Below are 22,389 nucleotides of genomic sequence, written 5' to 3'. Positions count from 1 at the left end.
TCGAAGAACTGGGGCAAGCAGGGTAACCTGGACTTGCACTCGTGGGCGTTCGACCGCTTCACCTCGATGCTTGCGTACAAAGCCGAGATGAAGGGTATCATGGTCGAGCAGATGTCCGAGCGTGATACGTCCAAGTCGTGTTCATGCTGTGGTCGCAAACGAAAGGCGAACCGTGTTGAGCGCGGACTGTACGTCTGCGATGCGTGTGGTATGGTGGCGAACGCGGATGTAAACGGTGCTGAGAACATTCGGCAGAACGTATCTCCGACTCTGGCCTGTGATGGGGGAGATAGGAGTAACGGCTGGTTGGCACAGCCTTCGGTGTACCTGTTCGATTCAGAGAGCGGCTGCTTCGCACCGCGAGAACAGGTCACGCCGTAGACCACAATATCCCAACGGCGGTCGGGAATCCTCGCGCTTCAGCGCGGGGAGGATGTCAAGCCGGGGAGCCGACGTGCTGGACGCGTTCGATGTCGGCGGTGACGTGGACGCTGTTCGGGAAGTCCCAGGACATGATGTCTCGTGCGAGCTCGTCGGCACCGCGGATCTCGACGCGGCGTCGATACACCGTGTAGCTCCACGCCTCGAACGTGTCGCGCTCGCCGTCGAGTCGCTTGTACTGCGGGACGAAGTGTTGGGTCGGCGATTCCGAGTGCGGGCCTTTGAGCTCCGCACCCTTGCGGCGGACCGTGTCGCGGATGTCCTCGACGACGCCGTCGAGGGCCGCTCGGTCCCCGCTCTCCAGAGTGAGGCTTGTGACGAAAGTCATGGCTGGGGTGCGCGTAACCGTACGCAACAACGTCCACCCTCAAAAACGGCGCGGTTGTTCGCCGCGCCCGTCTCCCCGGTAGTCTCCGACATTCTCTTAATCCGCCGCCGATTTAATGGACACAATGACGGTTGAAGCAACGAGCGCCGGTGCCATCCTGTTCCGGGACACCCGGGGCCGGCGCGAGTACCTCCTTCTCAAGAGCCGCCCCGGGGACTGGGAATTCCCCAAAGGCGGCGTGGAGGGGGACGAAGAACTCCAACAGACCGCCATCCGGGAGGTGAAGGAGGAGGCCGGGATCGGCGATTTCCGTCTCATCGACGGCTTTCGCGACGACTACGATTACGTCTTCGAGGCGAACGGGGACCGCATCCACAAGACGGTCCACCTCTTCATCGCCAAATCCTTCGAGGCCTCCGCCGAGCTCTCGAACGAGCACTCGGACCTCCAATGGCGCGACTACGAACAGGCACTGAACACGATCACGCAGGACGGCCCCCGCGACATCCTCGAGGACGCCCACGAGTTCCTCGACGAGGCGGACCTCTGAGATGGGCGGCGCGGAGTTCGGCTTCGAACTTCGCGTCTGCGCGTGGGCGGAGCGACACTGGACGCCCGCCGATCCCGACAGCCGCGTTCTCGTCGCGCGCCAACTCGGCACTCAGCGGCGGCGCTGGGACACCGTGCTCGTCGAAGCCGACCCCGCGGGACTGCGCGCGCGCGCCGCCTTCGGTCCCGACGAGCTCGACGCCGACCTCCTCGACGTCGTCCGGTACGCGCCCGCCGACTGGACGTACTACCGCGACGCGCTCCCCGATCCGGGCTACCCGTGGCGCTACGTCCGGGAGGCGATCCACCGCGCGAGCGCCCGCGGCGTCCTCGAAGAGCGCAAACGCTCGAATCGGATCGAGATCCGCCGGATCGCGCCGTATCCCGACTGGGTGCGACGGGTCGTCGCGATCGAGAACAAACCCGACCTCGACGCGTCCGCCGCGCGCGCCCTCGCGGATCAGCTCGAACGCGACGTCGCGCTCGGCCTCGCCGACGAGGTGTGGGTCGCCACCCGCGCCGATCGCACGCGCGCGCTCGTCACGGAGATGCCGAGCGCCGCGGGCGTCTTGACGGTCGAGGCGACGGACGACGCGGGCGGCGGCCGAACGGACGGACGGCTTCCAGGAGCGACGCGCGCCCCCGCGATCGACGCTGACGTCGCGTGGCACCCCCGCGCGCTCGATCCGGACGCGTCCGGGGTCCGCGTCACGGACCACGGCGACCCGACGACCTTCGAGTACGTCGCGCCCGCGGAGAAGCGCGAGACGCGGGCCCGGATCGCCGAGCGCGCCTACGGCCGCGGGTGGCGCGCGTACGCCGATACGATGCGTCCGGACTGCCGCGCGTTCGATCTACGCCGTGCCGGCGACGGCCACGTCCCGTACTGCCACGCGAAGGACCGCGAGCAGACCGCCGCGGAGTGTTCGGGCTCGTGTGCCGAGTTCGCCCCCGAACCGCCCGGCTGGCGACAGCGCGGGTGGCCGATCGAGGGCGGCCCGGGGTCCGCGGTGAAACGCCTGCTCGCCGAGCGACGCCGGCGTCACCGCCCGGGACTCGGCGACCGGAGCGCCGATACCAAGTAGTGAGCGGGGGCGAAGGAGGCGGGTATGGCGCTCCGCGCACCGCACGACGACGCCGAGCCGAGCCACCGCCTCTCCCACGGTCCGGGCGTGCGGAACGGGAGTGCGTTCGCCGCCGAGAACGCCGTCGTCGAGGCCGCCGCCGAGCGGGGGACGCACGTCCACGTCGCCGCGAGCCCGGACGACCTACGCCCACGCGCCGACGGCCGGGCGGGCGTTCCGCTCGCTCGCACCGGCCTCGGCCGGCGAGCGCGCGCTGGACGGCGGCGAGGAACGGATCGGGACGCTCCCCGACGACGCCGAGACCGCGTTACGGGCGCTCGGCGACCCGATCGACGGCGACGACCCGCTGAACTGGCGCGCGTTCGACGTCGGGGCGGTGTTCGTCCGCGACGGCGAGACACCGCTGTACCACTCGGTCCCACACGAATTCCACGTCCGCGAGGTGTACGCCGCCGACGCGCCCGCGTACCGCGACGCCGTGCGGACCGCGCTCTCGGCGATCGACGGCGTGGCGCTGTACCCCGCGGGCCCGCTGCTCACGTGGCGCGTGAACGAGACCGCCTACGAGCTGACGCCGACGTCGCTGCGGTACGCGACGCGCGACGGCGACTGGCGCGCCCACTCGCTCGACCGCCTCGCCGCGGCCGAGACGGCCCGCGGCGGCCGCGGCGTCGACTGCGAGTGGCGCTCGATGACGGCGACGGCACGCGACCCGATTCAGCGGGCGCTCGGGCGCGTCTACGACGTGGTCGCGAGCGAGCCGCCCGGGACGGTGCCGACGGGCGACGCGTCGACGACCGAGGCGGTGCTGGCGGCGCTGTCGGACCTCGCGGAGTCGCTCGGTTACGCCTACGCGGTCAGTCGCCGCTGACCTCGACGGCGTCGCGCTCGACGGCGAGGCGGAACGTCGGAACGGTCCGGTAGATGAGCTCGACGACGCCCTTTCGCTTGAGCGACTGGAGGGCGCGCCGAACGTCCTTCGCGCTCGGCTCCTCGCCGTCGTCGTTCGCGAGGTCGTCGCCGTGGGCCTCGCGGAGGCGGTGGAGGACGCTGACGACGCTTGCGGACTCCTCCGCCGGGCCCGGTGCGACGCCGAACACGAGTCGCTCGAAGTCCGTCATGTGGACCTCGAAGGAGTCGGGTTCCTCGCCGGTGACGGTGGCTCGCGCCTCCGCCGTCGCGCGGATGAGGCTGTTCTCGTCGCGGTAGTAGTACTCTTTCAGCTCCGATTCGAGGTACTGGTGGACCTCGCTCCCCGACTCCATCCCCCAGCGCTCCTGGAGGGCCTTGTTCTTCGTCGGCTGGAGCTCCACGATGTCCGCGAGGCGTTCGGCCGCCTCCTCCGAGAGGGTCATGGTCCCGCGTATTCGGCGGCCCTATTTCGCCGTTTCCCCTCCGGAATCGCCGTCCCGGCTCATCTCGCCCCCATCGTTATGGGCCACCTCCCCGTCCGTGCCACCATGAGCGATCCCGTTCGGCTCGACGTCGACGACGCGGGCGTCGCGACGATCACGATCGACCGCCCGGACCGACTGAACGCGCTCGATAGCGCGACGCTCGACGCCCTCCTCGGTGCGCTCGCGGACGCCGAGGCCGCCGACGCTCGCGCGCTCGTCCTCACGGGCGCGGGCGACGACGCCTTCGCCGCCGGGGCGGACATCGCCGAGATGGCGGAGTACGGCCCCGCGGAGGCCCACGCGTACGCCGACCTCGGCCACGACGTCACGCGGGCGATCGAGACCTTCCCCGCGCCCGTCATCGCGGCGATCGGGGGCTACGCGCTCGGCGGCGGCCTCGAACTCGCGCTCGCCTGTGACCTGCGCGTCGCCGCGGAGAGCGCCGTCCTCGGGCAGACCGAGACCGACCTCGGGATCGTCCCCGGGTGGGGCGGGACCCAACGCCTCCCCCGACTCGTCGGTGACGAGACGGCCCGTCGGCTCATCTACTTCGGCGACCGGATCGACGGGCAGGACGCGTACGACCTCGGCCTCGTCGGTGACCTCGTCGCGCACGACGAGCTCGGCGAGTACGTCGCGGACCTCGCCGCCGACCTCGCCGCGCGCCCGCAGTTCGCGCTCGCCGCCGCGAAGGAAGCGATCACGAAGAGTCACGAGACGGACCTCGGCGCGGGCCTCGACTTCGAACGGCGCACGTGGGCCTCGCTGTTCGGTACGCACGACCAACGCGAGGGGATGGCGGCGTTCTTGGGGGAGCGAGAACCGGTGTTCGAGTAGCGCGCGGCGGCTTCGTCGCCGCGAAGAACGAACGGCGGCCCGCGACAAACAGTTAAGGAGCGGCCAGCGGTACCTGAAGCCATGACAGAACGCGTGAAGCTCAAGGACCTCGAAGACGCCCTCGACGGGCTCCCGTACCCGCTCAGCAAACAGAACGCGGTCGAGGAGGTGACGGGGCTCGTGCTTGTCTACGCGGACGGCGAGGAGCCCGCCGCGGACGTCGTCGAGCGCATTCAGGAGGAGGTGTTCGATGATCCCGCGTCGCTCGCCATCTCGATCCGCAACAACCTCCCGACGGAGGCCGTCGGGGAGCCGGGTCAGTCGGAGGGCGAGGGCTGACGGCGCCGAACACGGAGGCTTATGTGGGCGGGTCAGCTACGGGGGTAGCATGGAATTCTGCGACGAGTGCGGTTCGATGATGCGGGCGGAGGACGACTTCTGGGTCTGTACGTCCTGCGGTCACGAGCAGCCGAAGGGCGACGCCGCCCAGTACACGGTCACCGAGGGCCAAGAGGAGTCGGAGATCGTCGACGTCTCGGACGCCGAGGACCGCGGGCTCCCCTCCACGAAGACCTTCTGTCCGGAGTGTGGCAACGATCGGGCCTACTACTACATGCAGCAGATCCGCAGCGCCGACGAGTCCGAGACGCGCTTTTTCATCTGTACGGAGTGCGAGCACCGCTGGCGCGAAGACGACAACTAACCTAAGATCGGGGGCTCTCCCGCGGGGGATTCGCTTCGCGGTTCGCGCTCGTAACGATCGCCACGAGCGGCGCCCGAGCGGTCCCGTCGCTCGGTGAGTGCGGAGGCGACACCGCGACGGTACCGCGATCGTGGCTCGCACGGCCACGCGATTGCGGACCGATCGACAGCGTACCACAGCGACACGATCGTGGACCTCTATCGCCCGCGCTCCGCACGGCGACGCGCCGGCCTGCGCCTACGGTTTTCGCGCGAACGTGAGGTAGCCCGTGTGGCCGACGCCGCGGGTGCTCGGTCTGGACCCCCGCTCGTCGAAGTCCATCGCGCGCTGGATCGTCTCGATCGTGTCGACGCCGGTGAGGCCCGCGTCGACGGCGGCCTCGTGGCTCGCGCGGGCGTTCTCGACGAACGGCGAGTAGACGGCGACGAACCCCCCGGAAACGAGGTGGTCGTGGAGGCGGGCGACGACCTCGGGGGCGTCCGCGGTGTCGAGCGTCACGAGGTCGAACGTCCCGAGGTCGGCGAGCTCCTCGGTGACGTCACCGGCGCGGACTTCGACCCTCTCCTCGACGCCCGCGAGCGTCATGTTCTCGCGCGCGACCTCCGCGAACTCCTCGCGGGCCTCGAAGGTGAGGACGTCCGCACCGAGGCGGCCGAGGTAGGCGGCGAGGACGCCCGTTCCGGTGCCCGCGTCGAGGACGCGGTCGTCTGCGGCCGCGCCCGTCTCGCCGACGACGACGCCGATGTCCTTCGGCATCATCGGCGCGCCCGTTCGTTCGAGGTGATCGAAGAGGTCGGGGCCGCGCAGCGAGCGGACGGTGAACGGCTCGCCGAGATGCGTCTCGACGACCTGTCCCGGTTCGGGGTCCGCGGGGGTCTCGACGACGCCGAGGTCGGTGTGGAGCTCCTCGTCGGGGTGACAGAGGAACTCGCGGTCGTCCCGGACGAGGAGGAACGCCCTCACTCCAGCGTGGCGATCGCGGTCGCGAGGTCGCCGTCGGCGCCCTTCAGGGCCGCGCGGGCCTCCTCCTCGCTCGCGCCCGTCCGCTGGACGACGATCTCGACGTCCGAGTCGGGAATCTCGGGCTCGCCGGCGTCGGCGTCGTCAGCGTCGCCGGATTCGACGGCCGCGGTGGCCTCGCGCTCCTCCGGCTGCCCGAGGATCTGGTAGGTCTCCTGCCCGCGGGCGTCCATCTGCGTGACGTCGGCGTCAGTGAAGACGAGCTCGCGCCCGTCGGCCGTCGTGATGACGACCTCCTCGGCGTCGATCTCGGTGACGTCGATTCCCATCTGTTCCATCATCTGCTGCATCTTCCGGGGGTTCATCCCGCCGCCTCCTCCGAACATGTCCGTCTCTCCGGCCGCCCGGGGCAAAAGCACTGCGGGTCGCGGGCGCGTCCGGCGGTGTACGGTCGCCGTCGGGCCGTCACGGCCGGTCGGACTCACCGGGACGCACCGCCTACTGCGTGCCCGCGCCCTCCCGGATCTTGACCGCCATCCCGGTATCGAAGTCGCGGACGGCGTCGGCGTCGAGTTCGAGGCGGCCGACAGCGATCGGGGAGCCGCCTTCGTGGACGACGACGACCTCGTCGCCGGCGCGGCCCTCGGGGTCGACGTCCGTGACGAACTTGGCGAAGACGTTCTTCCCCTCGCGGACGAACGGCTCGCTCTCGTCGCCGACGACGACGCGGCACGCGGGCGCGCTGAGTGCGTCGTGCAGGCGCTCGCCGCCGGCGAGTCCGAGCGTGAAGCGCCCGTCGGTCCCGAGGGAGACGAGGCGTTCGCCCTCGCGCGTCGAGACCTGCCGGGGGCGCCCGGACTTCGAGCGGTCGACGTCGTACGCCTCCCCGTCGGGGAACAGCGCCTCGCCCGCGCCCGCGCGGAACTGGTAATCCGCGATCGTCCGCAGGGTCCGTCGTTCCGAATCCTCCATGCGGGACACCTCCGCGCGACGGCGGGATGTACCCTTCGGACGGGAGAGGTGGGCTTATGTGCTGGGCGACCCAAACCGAGAGTACGATGGAAACGAAGACGCTCGCGGGACTGCCGATCCTCGTGGCCGCGGTGGCGTTGCTGTTGTGGACGACGCTGACGATGAAGACCGTGAGTCCGATGACGCTCGGAGCCGGCGCGATCGCGTCCGTCGGACTCGCGGCGGGCGCGCTCCTCGTCGGTACGGCCGGCGACGGGCGCTCCGTTTAGAGCAGTACCGCTTCGGACAGATCCGCCAAGTCCGTGAAGTCGTCGGCGGCGTCGATGAGTTCGTCGGCGGTCGACGAGCGGAACCCGAACACCTCGACGCGGACGCCTTCGTGACGGAGGTGGTGGCAGAGCCGCGAGAAATCCCCGTCGCCCGTGCAGAGCGCGACGGCGTCGACCTTCTCCGCGAGCGTGACGGCGTCGAGGCTGATGCCGACGTCCCAGTCGGCCTTCTTCGACCCGTCCCCGAACGTCTTGATCTCCTTTATCTTCGCCTCGAAGCCGATGTCGCGTAGCGCCTCGAAGAACGACTCCTCCTGTGGGGAGTCCGCGCGGATGACGTAGGCGATAGCGCGGACGAGCTCGCGGCCGTCGACGGCGGCGTCGAGCAGGCCCGAGTAGTCGACGTTCTGCGAGTAGAGGCTGTGAGAGGAGTGATAGAGGTTCTGCGCGTCCGCGAGGACGGCGACGCGCTGTGCGGGGTGGATCTCGGCCATCTGTTGGCGTCCGCTTCGCCGGTCTGTCGTAAAGAGGCTACGCACGGGCGTGGACGCGAGCGACCGCGGGCACGTCGGCGACGCACTCACTCTCACTCGACCGCGGACCGCGCACCTCAGGCCTCGGGCGTCTCGTGGCGCGTCAGAGCGAGCGTCTCGGGGTCGAGGGCGTAGTAGGACTCCCAGACGGGGTCGACGGTGACGACGCGGGTGTCGCCGAACGTCGACTCGGTGTGCTCGTGGTGGTGGCCGACGAGGCAGAGGTCGGGCGAGAGCGCCGTGACGAGGTCGTCGACGTGCCGACAGCCGACGTCGTACTCCTCCATCACGGGCGTCCCGTGGGGGGCCTGGTGAGTGAGGAGGACGTCGACGTCGTCGAGGGCTTTCGCGCGTTCGACGTCCGCGCGGACGAAGTGGCGGCGGCGCTCGCCGACGAGCGCGGAGCGGGGTTTGTCGTACTGCGTCGGCGCGTAGTTCCCCGAGAGGCCCGCGACGCGAACGCCCTCGACGTCGACGGCGTCGCTGGCGAGCAGGCGGGCGTTCTCGACGTCGCGCGAGCGGACGCGGCCGTGACGGAGCGCGTCGATGACGTCGAAGTCCTCGTTGTTGCCCGCGACGAAATACGTGCGCACGGGGAGGTCGTAGTATTCGAGATCGCCGCACTGGACGGCGACGGACTCGTCGGCGGCGCGGTAGGCGGCGAAGAGCGCCCGCTTGCGGGCGGGGTCGGTCGCGTGAGCGTCGCCGAGGACGAGCATCGTCCCGGTGGTGTCGGCCGCGCCGGCATAAATCCTCGCCAGTCGCGCGACGCGGCGACAGAATCTTATAACAGCGCCCGTTACACGACTGTATGACCGGAACGCACGCGCTCGCGCGGTCGCCGACCGCCGTGAGCGACGGCGTTCTCCCGCGCGTCGCTAAACGCGCGCGAACCGGAACCGGCTCGCTGCGGGCGTAGCGTCCCGTCTCGGGCTACCGCGGTCGGAACCGCGTATCGTTTTACTCCCACCCGCAGTCACTCTACACCACACACATGTCCCACACGCCACCGATGACCGGCACGTTCGTCGCGATGACGACGCCGTTCGAGGACGACCCCGACCGCATCGATCACGAGCAGCTCGCCGCCGACGCCCGACGCTTGGAAGCCGCCGGCGTCGACGGCCTCGTCCCCGCGGGCTCGACCGGCGAGTCCGCGACGCTGACCCACGACGAACACGTCGACGTCGTCGACACCGTCGTCGACGCCGTCGACGTCCCCGTGATCGCGGGCGCGGGATCGAACTCGACCCACGAGGCCGTCTCGCTCTCCCGCCGGGTCGCGGACGCCGGCGCGGACGCCCTGTTGCTCATCTCGCCGTACTACAACAAGCCCGAGCCGGCCGGGATGGAACGCCACTACCGCCGGATCGCCGACGCGGTCGATCTCCCGCAGATCGTCTACAACGTCCCCTCGCGGACGGGGCGGTCCATCGACGTGGACACGACGGTCGCGCTCGCCGAGCACGAGAACATCGTCGGCTACAAGGCCGCGAGCGGCGACGTCGGGCTCATCTCGGAGGTCATCGAGCGAACGCGCGACGAGGAGTTCGCGGTGCTCTCGGGCGACGACGGGATGACGCTCCCGCTGCTCGCCATCGGCGCGACGGGCGTCATCAGCGTCGCCGCGAACGTCGTCCCGGAGCGCACGGCGGCGCTCGTCGACGACGCCCTCGACGGCGAGTACGCGCTCGCCCGCGAGCGCCACCACGCCCTCGGCCCGCTCTTCCGCGCGCTCTTCGACGAGACGAACCCGATCCCGGTGAAGGAGGCGATGGACGTCTGGGGGTACGGCCCCGCCGAACTGCGCGATCCGCTCTCCCGCGCGACGCCGGAGACCCGCGCGACGCTCGAGGCGCTCCACGACGACGTGGAGGGCGAGCGATGACGCCGCGGCTCGCCGTCACGGGCGCGACCGGCCGGATGGGGAAGACCGTCCTCGCGGTCGCGCGCGAGCGCGGTCTCGATATCGCGTTCGCGGTGAACCGCGACGCGGACGGCGAGCACGTCGAGGGCGTCCCCGTCCGTCCGAGCGCGGAGTTCGAGGCGCTCCTCGACGAGGAGCGCCCGGACGCCGTCGTCGACTTCACCGGACCGGAGGCGACCGTGGCGTACGCGGGAGCGTGTGCGACGTACGGCGTCCCGCTCGTCACGGGCACCACGGGGTTCTCCGAGGCCGACGTCGCGGCGCTGGAGGAAGCGGGCACCGCGGTCCCGATCCTCGTCGGCGCGAACTTCTCGCGGGGCGTGCAGGCGCTCCTCGACGCCGTCGAGAGCGCGGTCGCGGACCTCCCCGAGTACGACGTCGAACTGCTCGAAACGCACCACAACGGGAAGCGCGACGCGCCCTCGGGCACCGCGAAGGTCCTGCTCGACCGGATCGAGGGAGCGCGCGAGGGTGCGACCGAGCGCGTCCACGGCCGCGAGGGCGAGGCGCCCCGCGAGGCGGGCGAGATCGGCGTCCACGCGCGCCGCGCGGGCGACGTGACGGGCGAGCACGAGGTACTCCTCGCGGGGAACCACGAGAGCCTCGAACTGACGCACCGCGCGGGCTCCCGGAGCGTCTTCGCGGAGGGCGCGCTGGACGCGGCGGCGTGGCTCGCCGAGCAACCGGCGGACTATTACCGCTTCGAGACAATCGCCAGCCAACTGTGAGTCGAAGCTACGACGCGCTCGAAGCGGACGTGGAGGACCTCTGGGAACGCGTGCAGACCGACGGCCTCGGGCCCGCGGATCTCGATCCGGCGGACGCGGACACGATCGACGCCTTCCTCGAAGCGCTCGAAGCGGGCGAGGTCCGCGCCGCGGAGAAGGACGCGGGCGAGTGGGAGGCCGTCGAGTGGGTGAAGCGCGGCGTCCTGCTGAACTTCTCCCTCCGAGAGACCCAGCCCCGCGAGTACGGCGGCGTCACCTACCACGACGTCCTGCCGCTTCGCGACACCGCGGATCTCGGCGAGCGCGGCACGCGGAACACGCCGGACGGCACGACGATCCGACGGGGCGCCTACGTCGGCTCTGATGCGATCCTGATGTCCCCGGCGTTCGTGAACATCGGCGCGCACGTCGGCGACGGCACGCTCGTCGACTCCTGCGATACCGTGGGGTCCTGCGCGCAGATCGGCGACGACGTGAAGCTCGGCGCGAACACGCTCATCGGCGGCGTCCTCGAACCGGTCGAGGACGCGCCCGTCGTCGTCGAGGACGGCGTCTCGCTGGGCGCCGGCTGTCGCGTCACCTCCGGCTTCGTCGTCGGGGAGAACTCCGTCGTCGGGGAGAACACCCTTCTCACGCCGCGAATCCCCGTCTACGACCTCGTCGAGGAAGAGGTCATCTACGGCCACCTCCCGCCGGAGCGCCGGGCGTTCACGCGCTTCGTCGAGTCCTCCATCGGCGAGCACGATCTCTTCGACGGCGGCGCGTACAAGCCCGCCGTCGTCGCCACCGACCTCGAGGCGAGCACGCTCGAAGCCAGCCAGCGCGAGGAGGCGCTCCGGGAGTGAGCGGGGACGGCGACGCGGCGGGCCCGGCCGTCCGCCGGCTCTCGGCGTGGGACGCCGACGCGCTGGCCGAGCTCGCCGACGCGTACGGTACGCCGCTCTACGTCGACGACCTCGAACGGGTCCGCGCGAACTACGCGCGCCTCGCCGCGGCGTTCCCCGACGCCGAGGTGCTGTTCGCGGTGAAGGCCAACGCGGGCGCCCACGTCCTGCGGACGCTCCGCGACGCCGGGGCGGGCGCGGAGTGCGCGAGCGCGGGCGAGCTCGCGCGCGCCCTCGACGCCGGCTTCGGCCCCGCGGACGTCCACTACACGGCCGTCAATCCGCCCGCCGAGGACCTCGACTACGCCTGTCGGGTCGCCGCGGAACGCCCCGGTCTCACGGTCACCGCCGGCGCGCGCGACACCATCGACCGCCTCGCCGAGCGCGGCTTCGCGGGGCGCTTTTGCCTCCGCGTCCACCCGGGCGTCGGCGCGGGCCACAGCGAGTCCGTCTCGACCGGGAAGGACGCGAAGTTCGGCGTGCCCGCCGACGAGGCCGTCGCGGCCCTCGACGCCGCGGCCGACCACGGCTTCGACGTCGTCGGCCTCCACGCGCACGCGGGCAGCGGCATCACGAACGACCAACTCGACGAGCACGAGCGCGTCGTCTCGACGCTCGCGGACGTGGCGCGCGAGAGCGGCCGCGACTTCGAGTTCGTGGACGTCGGCGGCGGCTTCGGCGTCCCGTACCGGGAGGACGAGGACGCGCTCGACCTCGAACGCGTCGCCGCGCGCACGCGAGACGCCCTCGGCGGCGTGGACGCGACGCTGACGGTCGAACCCGGGCGCTACCTCGTCGCGGACGCGGGCGTCCTCCTCACCGAGGTGAACACCGTGAAGCGCGTCGCCGGCACCACCATCGCCGGCGCGGACGCGGGGATGACGGCGCTCGTCCGCCCCGCGATGTACGGCTCGTACCACCCGATCCGCTCGCTCGTCGAGTCCAGACCGACCGAGGAAGTTTCGGTCGTCGGGCCCGTCTGTGAGAGCACGGACGTCCTCGGCGAAGCGCGCGAGCTCCCCGCGCCCGAGCGCGGCGACCTGCTCGCCGTCGGGAACGCGGGCGCGTACGGCGTCGAGATGGCCTCGCAGTACAACTCGCGTCCGCGGCCGGCGGTCGTCGCCCTCGACGGCGGCGATCCCGAACTCGCCCGGCGACGCGAGACGCTCGCGGACGTGACGCACGCCGAGGACACGGCACGCACCTACCGAGACCCATGACCAGCTACGACGTGTACCACGGCACCGGCAACGCATTCGCGGTCGTCGACGCCGACGAGGCGCCCGAGAAGACGGCGTTCGGCACCGACCTCTGTCGGTCGCTCGACGTCGACGGCACGCTGTTCCTCGGGATCGAGGACGGCGGCGCGCGCGCGACGATGACGCTCGTCCAACCCGACGGCTCCCGCGCGGCGATGTGCGGCAACGGCGCGCGGTGTGCGGCGAAGTGGGTGAGCGAGCGCACCGGCCGCGACGTTCTCACCCTGGAGACGGGCGCCGGCCCGCGGCGCTGCACGGTCGAGGGCGACGTCGTCACGGTCGAGATGGGGACGCCGTCGTTCGCCCCCGCCGACGTCCCGCTCGCCCGCGAGGCCGCGCTCGTCGACGAGGAACTCGACGGGTACGACGTGACGGCGGTGAACACGGGCGTCCCGCACGCCGTCGCGTTCGTCGATGACGTGCGTAGCGTCGAGCTCGCCGAGGTGGCCCCGCCGATCCGCCACCATGAGGTCTTCCCGGAGGGCGCGAACGTGAACCTCGCGGCGGCCCGGGCGGGCGGCGGCTTCGATCAGCGCACCTACGAGCGCGGCGTCGAGGGCGAAACGCAGGCCTGCGGGACGGGCGCGGTCGCCATCGCCGCCGTCGCCGCCCGTCTCGGGTCGATCCCGGAGACGGGCGAGGTGACGGTGTCGCCACCGGGCGGCGACCTCGCGATCGGCCTGCGCGAGGACGGGACGACGACGCTGCGCGGCCCGACCGAGCGCACGCTGACCGGCGAGGTGTCGGACGCGTGAGCGTCGACCCGGTTCGCTTCCTCGAACGCGCCGTCGAAGTCCCCTCACACGAGGACGTCGACGCGATGCGCGCGTTGCTCGTCGAGGAACTCGCTGACGCGGGCGTCGAGGCGCGCGTGGACGACGCGGGCAACACGCTCGCCCGGAAGTCGGGCGCCCGCGAGGGCCCGCACGTCGTGTTGAACACGCACGTCGACACGGTGCCCCCGCACGTCCGACCGACGCGCGACGGCGACGTCCTGCGCGGTCGCGGATCGTGCGACGCGAAGGGACCGCTGGCGGTCCTGCTCTCGGCGTTCCTCGACGCCGATCCCGCGCGCGGGACGCTGACGCTCGCGGTGACGCCGGACGAGGAGACGGACTCGACGGGCGCACACCACCTCGCCCTCGACGCGGACTGTTACGTCGTCGGCGAGCCGACCGAGCTCGACGTCTGTACGTCCGCGCGCGGCCGGTTCCAGGGGACGGTGACGTGCGCCGGCACGGCGGCGCACGCCGCCGAACCCGACTCCGGCGTCTCCGCGATCCAGGGCGCGGCGGCGGCGCTCCGAGCGCTCGAAACGTTCGACGCCGAGCGCGGTCCCGACGGTCATCCGTCGCTGGGCGCGCCGACGCTGACGGCGACGACCATCGAGGGTGGGGCGGCGACGAACCAGATCCCCGCGGACTGCTCGTTTGTGATCGACCGGCGTTCCGTGCCGCCGGAGACGGCGGACGGCTTCTTCGCCGGCCTGCGCGAGCACCTGCGCGCGGCCGTCCCGGCGGACGTCGACGTGGCGGTCGATCCCCAAGCCCGGACGACGCCGTTCCTGGAGGCGTTCGCCACGCCGCGCGACGCCGACGTGGTGCGCGCGCTCTGCGGGGCGGGCGCGGGCGATCCGCGGCCGTTCGGCGCGGCGACCGAAGCCTCGTACTTCGCGCGCGACGCGCCGACGGTCGTCTTCGGGCCGGGCTCGCTCGCGGACGAGGAGGGCGCGGTCGCGCACGCGGAGCGCGAGTACGTCGACCTCCGCGAGGTCGAGACGGGCGCACGGATCGTCACCGACGCGCTCGGGGCGCTACTCGGCTGACCGGCGACTCACTCAGCCGAAGAAGACGTCGACGACGTCGCTGCCCCTGTTCCCGACGTCCCGGTACAGCTCCGTGTAGCCGCAGTTCTCGCAGGTGACGGTCTCGAAGCGGTTCGTCTGCACGTCGAACAGCTTGGAGAGCCCGGAGCCGGTGGTGGAGATCGAGCCGGTGGCGGCCTCGTCGTGGCCGCACTTCGGACAGCCGTAGTCGTCGTCGGTACCGCTCGGGGAGGTCTCAGGGTCGGACATCGCGGCCGGGAGTCCGTCCGCCGACGGTAAAAGCCTTGTACGCGTCAGGCGTCGCGGGCGAGGTCGGCGGCGACGCCCGTGTAGCCGGCGGGCGTGAGCGCGCGGAGTTCCTCGCGGACGTCGGGGGACACGTCGAGGTCGCAGAAGAGGTCGCGGAAGTCGGCGAGCGTGACGCGTTCGCCGCGGGTGAGCTCTTTCACTCGCTCGTAGGCCTCGGTGTCTCCCTCTCGGCGGAGGATCGTCTGGACGGCCTCGCCGATGACCTCCGGGGTCTCCTCCAGGTCCTCGCGCATCACTCGCTCGTTGGGGACGACCTTCGCGAGGCCGTCCCGGAGCTTGCCGTAGCCGATGAGACAGTACGCGAACGCCGCGCCGACGTTCCGCTTCACCGTGGAGTCGGAGAGGTCGCGCTGCAGGCGGGAGGTCGGGAGGTAGTCGGCGAGGAAGTCGAGATCCGCGTTCGCCTTCGAGAGGTTCCCCTCGGAGTTCTCGAAGTCGATGGGGTTGACCTTGTGGGGCATCGTCGAACTCCCCGTCTCGGACTTCGCGGCCTCCTGGCCGAGGTAGCGCTGGGAGACGTACGTCCAGACGTCCCTGTCGAGGTCGAGGAGGACGGTGTTGGTCTCGCGGAGGGCACCGAAGAGCGCGGCGACGTCGTCGGAGGGGTTGACCTGCGTGGTGGGCTCGACGTGGTCAAGGCCGAGGGAGGCGACGAAGTCGCGGGAGAAGGCGCGCCAGTCGACGTCGGGATAGGCGACGTGGTGGGCGGCGTAGTCGCCCGACGCGCCGGCGAGCTTGCCGGCGAGCGCGTCGGCGGCGGCCTCGACGTCGGCGAGCTTGCGGCCGAGGCGGGCGGCGTAGACGGCCATCTCCTTCCCGAAGGTCGTGGGCGTCGCGGGCTGACCGTGGGTGCGCGCGAGCATCGGCGTGTCTGCGTACTCGTGAGCGAAGTCGACGAGCTCGTCGCGGATCGCGCGGAGTGTGGGGACGAGCACCTCGGTGACGGTGGGCTTGAGGAGGAGGCGGTAGGCGAGGTTGTTGACGTCCTCGCTGGTGAGCGCGAAGTGGATCCACTGGTAGACGCGCTCGGGGGCGTGCTCGCGGACGAAGTACTCGACGGCCTTCACGTCGTGGTTCGTGGCGGCGTAGGTCTCTGTCCCTTCGGTCTCGATGCGCTTGACGAGTCGCGCCGACTCGCCGTCGAAGGACTCGTAGGCCTCGCGCAGCGCGGCGCGTTCGGACTCCGAGAGGTCGAGCGGCGTCACGTCCAGGTCAGCGAGCGCGCAGAGGTACTCGACTTCGACGCGGACGCGGGCGCGGATCAGCGCGGCCTCGCTCGCGTAGTCCGCGAGCGGCGCGGTCCGTGAGGCGTAGCGTCCGTCGAGCGGCGAGACGGCGTCGAGGGGGTCGGGCATGGGCGTCACTCCCGCCCGGCGACCCAAAAGCGTGCCGGTCCGAATCGCCACGTGTGTGTATAGGTGGGGGCGAAAGGAGCGTCTATTCGCCTCTATCTATGCCCGTTCGTGTATATATCGGACTCAGGAACCGAAACCACTTTCTTCGTGGCGGTAGCGACTGCCACGTATGAAGCTCGCTGGCATGGCTAGCAACCGTGGACGGAACCTGCTGCACATCGCCGACCGCGCGCCCGGTGGCGCGGAGTTCTCGGTGATCGTCACGAACGACGCGGACGCCCCCGTGCTCGCGGCCGCCGCGGAGCGCGACATCCCGACCGAAGTCGTCGAACGCGACGCGGACGAGTTGCGCGAGGCCCACGAGGAGCGCGTCCTCGACGCGCTCGAGGGGTACGACTTCGACCTCGTCACGCTCGACGGTTACATGCGCGTCCTGACGGGGACGTTCCGCGACGCGACGCCGACGACGCTGAACGTCCACCCGAGCCTCCTGCCGTCGTTCCCCGGTGCGGACGCCCACGAGCAGGTGCTCGACGCCGACGTGAGCGTGACGGGCGCGACGGTCCACGTCGTCACCGAGGCGGTCGACGAAGGTCCGGTCGTCACGCAGGAGCCCGTCGCGGTCTACGAGGACGACGACGTCGCGTCGCTCAAGGAGCGCGTGCTCCACGACGCCGAGTTCAAGGCCTACCCGCGCGCGGTGAAGTGGTTCGCCGAGGGCGAGGCCGAACTCGTCGGCGACGAGGTGGCGGTCACGGCCGACGCCGCGGCGGAACTGCCGCTGCGCCGCATCGAGGGTGCGGATCGGACCGCCGACCTCCGATACGGGGAGAACCCCCACCAGGACGCCGCGGTCTACGGCGACGCCTCCTGCGAGGAGCCGAGCGTCGTCGCCGCCGAGCAGCTCAACGAGGGCGCGAAGGCGCTCTCGTACAACAACTACAACGACGCGGACGGCGCGCTCAGCCTGATCAAGGAGTTCGAGCGTCCCGCGGCCGCGGCGATCAAGCACACGAACCCCGCCGGCTGTGCGACCGCCGACACCCTCGCGGAGGCCTACGCGGACGCCCTCGCCACGGACCCGATGAGCGCCTTCGGCGGCATCGTCTCCCTCAACCGTACGTGCGACGAGGAGACCGCCGAGCTGATCGTCGACTCGTTCAAGGAGGTCGTCGTCGCCCCCGGATACACCGACGACGCGCTGGACGTCCTCACGGCCCAGGAGAACCTCCGCGTGCTCGACGTCGGCGGCGACGAGCTCGGACCGGACGTCGTGAGCGAGACCTACACGGATCAGTCGCTCGTCGGCGGCCGCCTCGTCCAAGAGCGCGACACGTGGGCCCCCGAGCCGGACGACCTCGAGGTCGTCACGGAGGCCGAGCCGACCGAGGCGCAGATCGAGACGATGTGCTTCTCGTGGCGCGTCCTCAAACACGTGATGTCGAACGGGATCGTCCTCGCCAAGGACACCGAGACGGTCGGCGTCGGCATGGGCCAGGTCTCGCGCGTCGACGCCGTCCGCCTCGCCGCGATGAAGGCCGAGGAGCACGCCGAGGACAAGGGCCCCGAGGGCTCCGTCATGGCCTCCGACGCCTTCTTCCCGTTCCCGGACGCCGTCGAGGAGGCCGCGAAGGCCGGGGTCGACGCCATCGTCCAGCCCGGCGGGTCGAACAACGACGAGGCCGTCATCGAGACCGCCAACGAACACGGTATCGCCATGGCGTTCACGGGCAACCGGACCTTCCGTCACAGCTAATGCGCTTCTCACGCCCCCGTCTCTCCCCCTCTCGGCGTCCGCGGGGAAACGGCTACGACGCTCGCGCGCGATCGGGCGTCCGCGTCGCGGACCGGGGGTGAGTCCATCCGACACGCATTTGACGGCCGGCGCGGACGTATCGGTATGCGCTACGACGAGGCCGCGAACTTCCTCCTCGACCTCCGGCGGTTCAGTCCGCGGGCGGGGACGGAGGGGATCGCGGACCTGCTCTCGACCCTCGACGACCCACATCGGGGCCCGACGTACGTCCAGGTCGCGGGGTCGAACGGGAAGGGAAGCACTGCACGGATGGTGGAGGCCGCGCTCCGCGAGACGGACCTGGACGTCGGTCTCTACACGTCGCCGCACTTCGACGACCTGCGCGAGCGGATCCGCGTGAACGGGCGGAAGATCCCGGAGTCAGCGGTCACGGAGTACACCGCGGCGATCGAGGCGTACGTCACGGAGCACGCGGCGGCCGGTGAGTCGCCGACGTTCTTCGAGGCGGTGACGGGGATGGCGCTCTGGCACTTCGGCGAGAGCGACGTCGACGTGGCGATCCTCGAAGTCGGCATCGGCGGCCGGTTCGACGCGACGAGCGTCGTCGAGCCGAGCGCGGCCTGTGTGACGAGCGTCTCGCTCGAACACACGGACGTCCTCGGCGACACCGTCGCGGAAATCGCGCGCGAGAAGGCGGCGGTCGCGCCGGCCGACGCGCCGCTCGTCACGGCGACGACGGGTGAGGCCCGCGAGACCGTCCGTGAGATCGCCGGCGACATCGTGACGGTCGGCGAGTCGGCCGACGACGACGTGCGGGTCTCCTACGAGGGGCCCGTGTCGATCGGCGAGGCGGGCGTGACGATCACGGACGCGAGCGGGACGCTCGACGCGCGCCTCCCGCTGTTCGGCGAGCATCAGGCGACGAACGCGGGGATCGCGGCGACGCTCGCGCGCCAGCTCGTCGACATCGACGACGCGACGCTCGCGCGCGGCCTCCGGAAGGCCCACTGGCCGGGACGCTTCGAGGTGATGGGCGACGACCCCCTGACCGTCCTCGACGGTGCGCACAACCCCGACGCGTGCGCGGCGGTCGCCGATACGCTCGCGGACCTCGACTACGACGACCTCCACCTCGTCGTCGGCGCGATGAACGACAAGGACCACGTCGGGATGGCCGGGGCGCTTCCGACGGCCGATCACGTCTGGACGTGTCGCCCCGACACCGGGCGGGCGGAGGACGAGGCTGCGCTCGCGGCCGCGTTCCGCGAGGCCGGCGCCGGCGAGGTGTCGACGCGCCGCGCCGTCGAGACCGCGCTCGACCGGGCGCTCGCGGCCGCCGACGCGGACGACTGCGTGCTCGTCGCGGGATCGCTCTACACCGTCGCGGAGGCCCGGCGGCGCTGGACGCGGGTGTCCGTCCCGAAGCGCGCCGACGACCTCGCGGAGTCGCGCGCACACCTCGAACGCGCGCACGTCACCCCGGGGGGCGCCTGGCGGATGCGCGGGAAGGGCGTCCACCGGGTCGTCCGGACGCACGTCCAGAAGCGCCAGGCGCAGTACCTCAAGGAGGAGCTGTTGAGCCTCGGGGGCGAGTGCGCGGTCTCGGGGCTGAACGAGCAGGCCCGCGGGACCCTCGACGTCGTCATGATGGCGACGCTCGCGCAGTTCAAACGCCTCTGCGAGAAACTCGACGGCCAGCCGTACGGGCTGTCGATCTACGCGGACGAGCTCCGCGAGACGCTCGACATCCAAACCGACGAGGGCGGGGTCGACTACCCGTGGACGGACGAGGGGACGGCCGTGATGGGCATCCTGAACGTCACGCCCGACTCGTTCCACGACGGCGGCGAGTACGAGGCCGTCGAGGACGCCGTCGCCCGCGCCGAGCAGATGGTGGCGGACGGAGCCGACATCGTCGACGTCGGCGGCGAGTCGACGCGTCCGGGCGCGGACCCGGTTCCCGCCGAGACGGAGATCGAACGCATCGTCCCCGTCATCGAGCGGATCGCGGATCTCGACTGCCTGATCAGCGTCGACACGATGAAAGCGGAGGTCGGTCGCGCGGCGCTGGAGGCCGGTGCGGACGTCCTCAACGACGTCACCGGGCTCGACGACCCCGAGATGCGCTTCGTCGCCGCCGAGTACGACGCGCCGCTGATCGTGATGCACTCGCTGAACGCGCCCGTCGAACCCGGCGAGGAACCCGAGTACGACGACGTGGTCGAGGACGTCATCGACGAACTCCGCGAGCGCGTCCTGCTCGCGGAGAAGGCGGGCCTCCCCCGGGAGAAGATCGTCGTCGATCCCGGTCTCGGCTTCGCCAAGACCGTCGACGAGGAGTTCGAGATCCTCAAGCGCACCGACGAGTTCCACGCGCTCGGCTGTCCCGTCCTCATCGGCCACTCGCACAAGTCGATGTTCGGCGCGATCGGGGGGCCCGAGGACAGCGCGCCCGCGACGGTCGCGGGCACGGCCATCGCCGCCGAGCGCGGGGCGGACGTCGTCCGTGTCCACGACGTCCCCGAGAACGCCGCCGCGGTCCGGACCGTCGACGCGACGCGCCGCGGGGCGGACGTCGCGGGGGACGACGATGCGTGAGGACGCCGACGGCCGCGCCTCCTACCTGCGCGCGGTCCACGAGGCGTACGACGAACTCGCACGCGTCCACCGCGAGGCCCGCACCGCGGTCGGCGAACCCGGGATCGATCAGGTGGACGCGGTGGCCCGCGACCTCCCGGACGGCGCTCGCGTCCTCGACGCGGGGTGTGGCTCCGGGGTCCCCGTCCTCTCGCGGTTCGACCTCGCGTTCGACGTCGTCGGACTCGACCTCTCGCGCGAGCAGTTAGAGCGCGCCCACGAGCGCTCGCCGACCGCCGGGCTCGTTCAGGGCGACATGACGTCGCTCCCGTTCGCGGACGGCGTCTTCGACGGCCTCGTCGCGCTCCACTCGATCATCCACGTGCCCCGCGACGCCCACCCGAGCGTCTATCGGGAGTTCCACCGCGTGCTCGGTGACGACGCGCCCGCCCTCGTCACCACGGGGACGGACGCCTACGAGGGCGGCACGCCGAACTGGCTCGGGAGCGGCGTCGAGATGCACTGGAGTTTCCCCGCGGCCGAGGAGACGCTGGCGAGCCTCCGCGACGCCGGCTTCGCGATCGAGGAGGAGACGCGCGTCCCGGACGAACACGGCGGCGGCGAGTTCCTCTTCGTCCGCGTGCGCGCCTAGAGCGACCGGTAGAGGTCGACGTGGCGCGCGAGGAACCGATTGGCGTCGTACTCCGCGTACGCCTCATTGACGGACGCGCGCGCCGTCGCCGTCGCCTCCCGGAGGCACTCGACCAGCGCCTCGTCGCTCGTCGCCAATAGGCCCCGATCGGCGTGCTCGACGAGCTCGTGCGCCGCCGAGTTCGCGTGGTACTCGACGACGCCGACGCAGCCGCAGGCGAGCGCGCGCAGGAGGTCGGTCGGGAAGCTCGTCCGCGTCGCCGTCTGCGCGTAGACGTGTGCGCCCTTGAACAGCGCGAGCCGCCGGTCGAGCTCGCACGCGCCGACGAAGTCGATCCGGTCCGCGATCCGCAGGTCGCGGGCCTGGCGCTCGTAGGCCTCGCGCTCCGGCCCGTCGCCGATCACGGTCGCCGACCACTCCCGGTCGCGGAACTCCGCGAGCGCGAGCAACAGCGATTCGAGGTTCGCCGCGTCGTCCAGCCGCCGGGAGTAGACGACGTCGCCCGCGTCGGCCGCGGGATCGACGGCCCGGACGCGCGCCATCTCGACGGGGTTCGGCAGGCGCGTGAGCGCGTCGCCCGCGACGCCGAGCTCGCGGACCGCCGTGGCGACGAACGCCGAGGGGACGATCGCCGCGTCCGCCGCTCGAAGCGCCCAGCGGTCGGCGCGCGACCCGGGCGGCGGCTCGTAGTAGCCGATCACGACCGGCGTGCCCGGCGACGTCACGCGCGCGCCGAGGGCGTGCTCGGGGGTCGCGCCCGCGACGTGGACGACGTCGGGATCGAACCCGCGAAGCGCGCGGGCGAGCCGAAGCGTCGCCCAGCGCTCGCCCGGCGTCGACGCGATCGCGCGATACGTGATCCCGTCGTGGTCGAACGACGGGAACCCCCCGTCCCACCACCGCGCGCAGAACACCGTGACGTCGTGACCGTTCGCGTTGAGCAGCGACGCGAGCGCGTCGAGGCGCGCCGCGGCGTCGTCCGCGGTGCGTCGCTCCTCGTCGTGATGAACGGTCCGGTCCGTAACGAGCGCGACGCGCATGTC

27 protein-coding genes are annotated in these 22,389 nt (G+C 71.4%); 17 read left to right on the top strand and 10 right to left on the bottom strand.

What is annotated here, in order from left to right; translation table 11 throughout:
• Positions 1-381, top strand: a 381-nt coding sequence (locus J2754_RS12955; RefSeq protein ID WP_211087662.1) for a zinc ribbon domain-containing protein, incomplete at its 5' end; no start/stop codon positions are given.
• A 55-nt stretch (positions 382-436) separates the two neighbouring features.
• Here J2754_RS12955 and J2754_RS12950 read toward each other — a convergent pair.
• Entirely contained in the window at positions 437-769 is a 333-nt protein-coding gene (locus J2754_RS12950) for an uS10/mL48 family ribosomal protein (RefSeq protein ID WP_188878460.1), read from the bottom strand.
• A 124-nt stretch (positions 770-893) separates the two neighbouring features.
• Here J2754_RS12950 and J2754_RS12945 point away from each other — a divergent pair, with 124 nt between their 5' ends.
• The 3 genes from J2754_RS12945 to J2754_RS12935 all read left to right on the top strand — a co-directional run bounded on the left by J2754_RS12945 (position 894) and on the right by J2754_RS12935 (position 3,274).
• Positions 894-1,319 carry a bis(5'-nucleosyl)-tetraphosphatase gene (locus J2754_RS12945; protein WP_188878461.1) on the top strand — a complete coding sequence of 142 codons (426 nt, stop codon included), beginning with the start codon at positions 894-896 and terminating at the stop codon, positions 1,317-1,319.
• Position 1,320: 1 nt separating this feature from the next.
• The gene (locus J2754_RS12940) at positions 1,321-2,403 is read left to right on the top strand and encodes a DUF5787 family protein (protein WP_211087661.1); all 1,083 of its coding nucleotides are present in this window, start codon (positions 1,321-1,323) and stop codon (positions 2,401-2,403) included.
• Positions 2,404-2,503: 100 nt separating this feature from the next.
• A complete protein-coding gene (locus tag J2754_RS12935) occupies positions 2,504-3,274 on the top strand; it encodes a hypothetical protein (protein ID WP_188878464.1) in 771 nt (256 codons plus the stop codon).
• Here J2754_RS12935 and J2754_RS12930 read toward each other — a convergent pair.
• Entirely contained in the window at positions 3,261-3,758 is a 498-nt protein-coding gene (locus J2754_RS12930; protein WP_188878465.1) for a DUF5797 family protein, read from the bottom strand. The genes J2754_RS12935 and J2754_RS12930 overlap by 14 nt on opposite strands.
• 105 nt (positions 3,759-3,863) lie before the next feature.
• Between J2754_RS12930 and J2754_RS12925 the strand changes: the two genes are divergently transcribed.
• The 3 genes from J2754_RS12925 to J2754_RS12915 all read left to right on the top strand — a co-directional run bounded on the left by J2754_RS12925 (position 3,864) and on the right by J2754_RS12915 (position 5,340).
• Positions 3,864-4,637 carry an enoyl-CoA hydratase/isomerase family protein gene (locus J2754_RS12925; RefSeq protein ID WP_188878466.1) on the top strand — a complete coding sequence of 258 codons (774 nt, stop codon included), beginning with the start codon at positions 3,864-3,866 and terminating at the stop codon, positions 4,635-4,637.
• Between the two features lie 81 nt (positions 4,638-4,718).
• On the top strand, positions 4,719-4,976 hold the full coding sequence (locus J2754_RS12920; protein WP_188878467.1) for a DUF5789 family protein: 258 nt from the start codon (positions 4,719-4,721) through the stop codon (positions 4,974-4,976).
• Positions 4,977-5,025: 49 nt separating this feature from the next.
• Positions 5,026-5,340, top strand: a complete 315-nt coding sequence (locus J2754_RS12915) for a transcription factor S (protein ID WP_188878469.1) — start codon at positions 5,026-5,028, stop codon at positions 5,338-5,340.
• Positions 5,341-5,577: 237 nt separating this feature from the next.
• Here J2754_RS12915 and J2754_RS12910 read toward each other — a convergent pair whose 3' ends face one another.
• From J2754_RS12910 to J2754_RS12900, 3 genes are all read right to left on the bottom strand, one after another.
• Complete coding sequence (locus J2754_RS12910; RefSeq protein WP_211087660.1) at positions 5,578-6,303, bottom strand: methyltransferase domain-containing protein; 726 nt, start codon at positions 6,301-6,303, stop codon at positions 5,578-5,580.
• On the bottom strand, positions 6,300-6,686 hold the full coding sequence (locus J2754_RS12905; RefSeq protein WP_188878471.1) for a nascent polypeptide-associated complex protein: 387 nt from the start codon (positions 6,684-6,686) through the stop codon (positions 6,300-6,302). The genes J2754_RS12910 and J2754_RS12905 overlap by 4 nt, the downstream gene beginning before the upstream one ends.
• Before the next feature lie 112 nt (positions 6,687-6,798).
• A complete protein-coding gene (locus J2754_RS12900) occupies positions 6,799-7,272 on the bottom strand; it encodes a PUA domain-containing protein (protein ID WP_188878472.1) in 474 nt (157 codons plus the stop codon).
• Between the two features lie 86 nt (positions 7,273-7,358).
• Here J2754_RS12900 and J2754_RS12895 point away from each other — a divergent pair, with 86 nt between their 5' ends.
• Positions 7,359-7,541 (top strand): hypothetical protein, encoded by a 183-nt coding sequence (locus J2754_RS12895; RefSeq protein ID WP_211087659.1) that lies wholly within the window; start codon positions 7,359-7,361, stop codon positions 7,539-7,541.
• Here the strand turns inward: J2754_RS12895 and J2754_RS12890 are convergent.
• Positions 7,538-8,035 carry a LabA-like NYN domain-containing protein gene (locus tag J2754_RS12890; RefSeq protein ID WP_211087658.1) on the bottom strand — a complete coding sequence of 166 codons (498 nt, stop codon included), beginning with the start codon at positions 8,033-8,035 and terminating at the stop codon, positions 7,538-7,540. The genes J2754_RS12895 and J2754_RS12890 overlap by 4 nt on opposite strands.
• 116 nt (positions 8,036-8,151) lie before the next feature.
• On the bottom strand, positions 8,152-8,793 hold the full coding sequence (locus J2754_RS12885) for a metallophosphoesterase family protein (protein ID WP_211087657.1): 642 nt from the start codon (positions 8,791-8,793) through the stop codon (positions 8,152-8,154).
• Positions 8,794-9,068: 275 nt separating this feature from the next.
• On the opposite strand from J2754_RS12885, the gene dapA reads away from it, so the two are divergent.
• The 6 genes from dapA to J2754_RS12855 are packed head-to-tail and all read left to right on the top strand — an operon-like array spanning position 9,069 to position 14,697.
• The gene (gene dapA, locus J2754_RS12880; RefSeq protein ID WP_211087656.1) at positions 9,069-9,962 is read left to right on the top strand and encodes a 4-hydroxy-tetrahydrodipicolinate synthase; all 894 of its coding nucleotides are present in this window, start codon (positions 9,069-9,071) and stop codon (positions 9,960-9,962) included.
• Positions 9,959-10,729: a 4-hydroxy-tetrahydrodipicolinate reductase gene (gene dapB, locus J2754_RS12875; protein ID WP_211087655.1), complete on the top strand. Its 771-nt coding sequence runs from the start codon at positions 9,959-9,961 to the stop codon at positions 10,727-10,729. The genes dapA and dapB overlap by 4 nt, the downstream gene beginning before the upstream one ends.
• Positions 10,726-11,574, top strand: a complete 849-nt coding sequence (locus J2754_RS12870; RefSeq protein ID WP_211087654.1) for a 2,3,4,5-tetrahydropyridine-2,6-dicarboxylate N-succinyltransferase — start codon at positions 10,726-10,728, stop codon at positions 11,572-11,574. The genes dapB and J2754_RS12870 overlap by 4 nt, the downstream gene beginning before the upstream one ends.
• Positions 11,571-12,833 (top strand): diaminopimelate decarboxylase, encoded by a 1,263-nt coding sequence (gene lysA, locus J2754_RS12865; RefSeq protein ID WP_211087653.1) that lies wholly within the window; start codon positions 11,571-11,573, stop codon positions 12,831-12,833. Before J2754_RS12870 ends, lysA begins: the two co-directional genes overlap by 4 nt.
• On the top strand, positions 12,830-13,627 hold the full coding sequence (dapF, locus tag J2754_RS12860; protein ID WP_211087652.1) for a diaminopimelate epimerase: 798 nt from the start codon (positions 12,830-12,832) through the stop codon (positions 13,625-13,627). Before lysA ends, dapF begins: the two co-directional genes overlap by 4 nt.
• Entirely contained in the window at positions 13,624-14,697 is a 1,074-nt protein-coding gene (locus J2754_RS12855) for a M20 family metallopeptidase (protein ID WP_211087651.1), read from the top strand. The genes dapF and J2754_RS12855 overlap by 4 nt, the downstream gene beginning before the upstream one ends.
• 12 nt (positions 14,698-14,709) lie before the next feature.
• On the opposite strand, the gene J2754_RS12850 is transcribed toward J2754_RS12855, so the two are convergent.
• Both J2754_RS12850 and purB read right to left on the bottom strand, forming a co-directional pair.
• On the bottom strand, positions 14,710-14,946 hold the full coding sequence (locus tag J2754_RS12850; protein WP_211087650.1) for a zinc ribbon domain-containing protein: 237 nt from the start codon (positions 14,944-14,946) through the stop codon (positions 14,710-14,712).
• A 44-nt stretch (positions 14,947-14,990) separates the two neighbouring features.
• Positions 14,991-16,361, bottom strand: coding sequence for an adenylosuccinate lyase (gene purB, locus J2754_RS12845; protein ID WP_211087649.1), 1,371 nt, complete (start codon positions 16,359-16,361; stop codon positions 14,991-14,993).
• 169 nt (positions 16,362-16,530) lie between these two features.
• Here purB and J2754_RS12840 point away from each other — a divergent pair, with 169 nt between their 5' ends.
• The 3 genes from J2754_RS12840 to J2754_RS12830 all read left to right on the top strand — a co-directional run bounded on the left by J2754_RS12840 (position 16,531) and on the right by J2754_RS12830 (position 21,346).
• Positions 16,531-18,117, top strand: a complete 1,587-nt coding sequence (locus tag J2754_RS12840) for a formyltransferase family protein (RefSeq protein ID WP_211087648.1) — start codon at positions 16,531-16,533, stop codon at positions 18,115-18,117.
• A 144-nt stretch (positions 18,118-18,261) separates the two neighbouring features.
• Positions 18,262-20,715, top strand: a complete 2,454-nt coding sequence (gene folP / locus J2754_RS12835; RefSeq protein ID WP_211087647.1) for a dihydropteroate synthase — start codon at positions 18,262-18,264, stop codon at positions 20,713-20,715.
• Positions 20,708-21,346 (top strand): class I SAM-dependent methyltransferase, encoded by a 639-nt coding sequence (locus J2754_RS12830; RefSeq protein WP_188878488.1) that lies wholly within the window; start codon positions 20,708-20,710, stop codon positions 21,344-21,346. Before folP ends, J2754_RS12830 begins: the two co-directional genes overlap by 8 nt.
• On the opposite strand, the gene J2754_RS12825 is transcribed toward J2754_RS12830, so the two are convergent.
• The gene (locus tag J2754_RS12825) at positions 21,343-22,386 is read right to left on the bottom strand and encodes a glycosyltransferase (protein WP_211087646.1); all 1,044 of its coding nucleotides are present in this window, start codon (positions 22,384-22,386) and stop codon (positions 21,343-21,345) included. The genes J2754_RS12830 and J2754_RS12825 overlap by 4 nt on opposite strands.
• Positions 22,387-22,389 lie beyond the last annotated feature (3 nt).

It is taken from the genome of Halarchaeum nitratireducens, assembly GCF_017874695.1.
Lineage (GTDB): Archaea > Halobacteriota > Halobacteria > Halobacteriales > Halobacteriaceae > Halarchaeum > Halarchaeum nitratireducens.
This window is presented reverse-complemented; position numbering and strand designations above follow the sequence as displayed.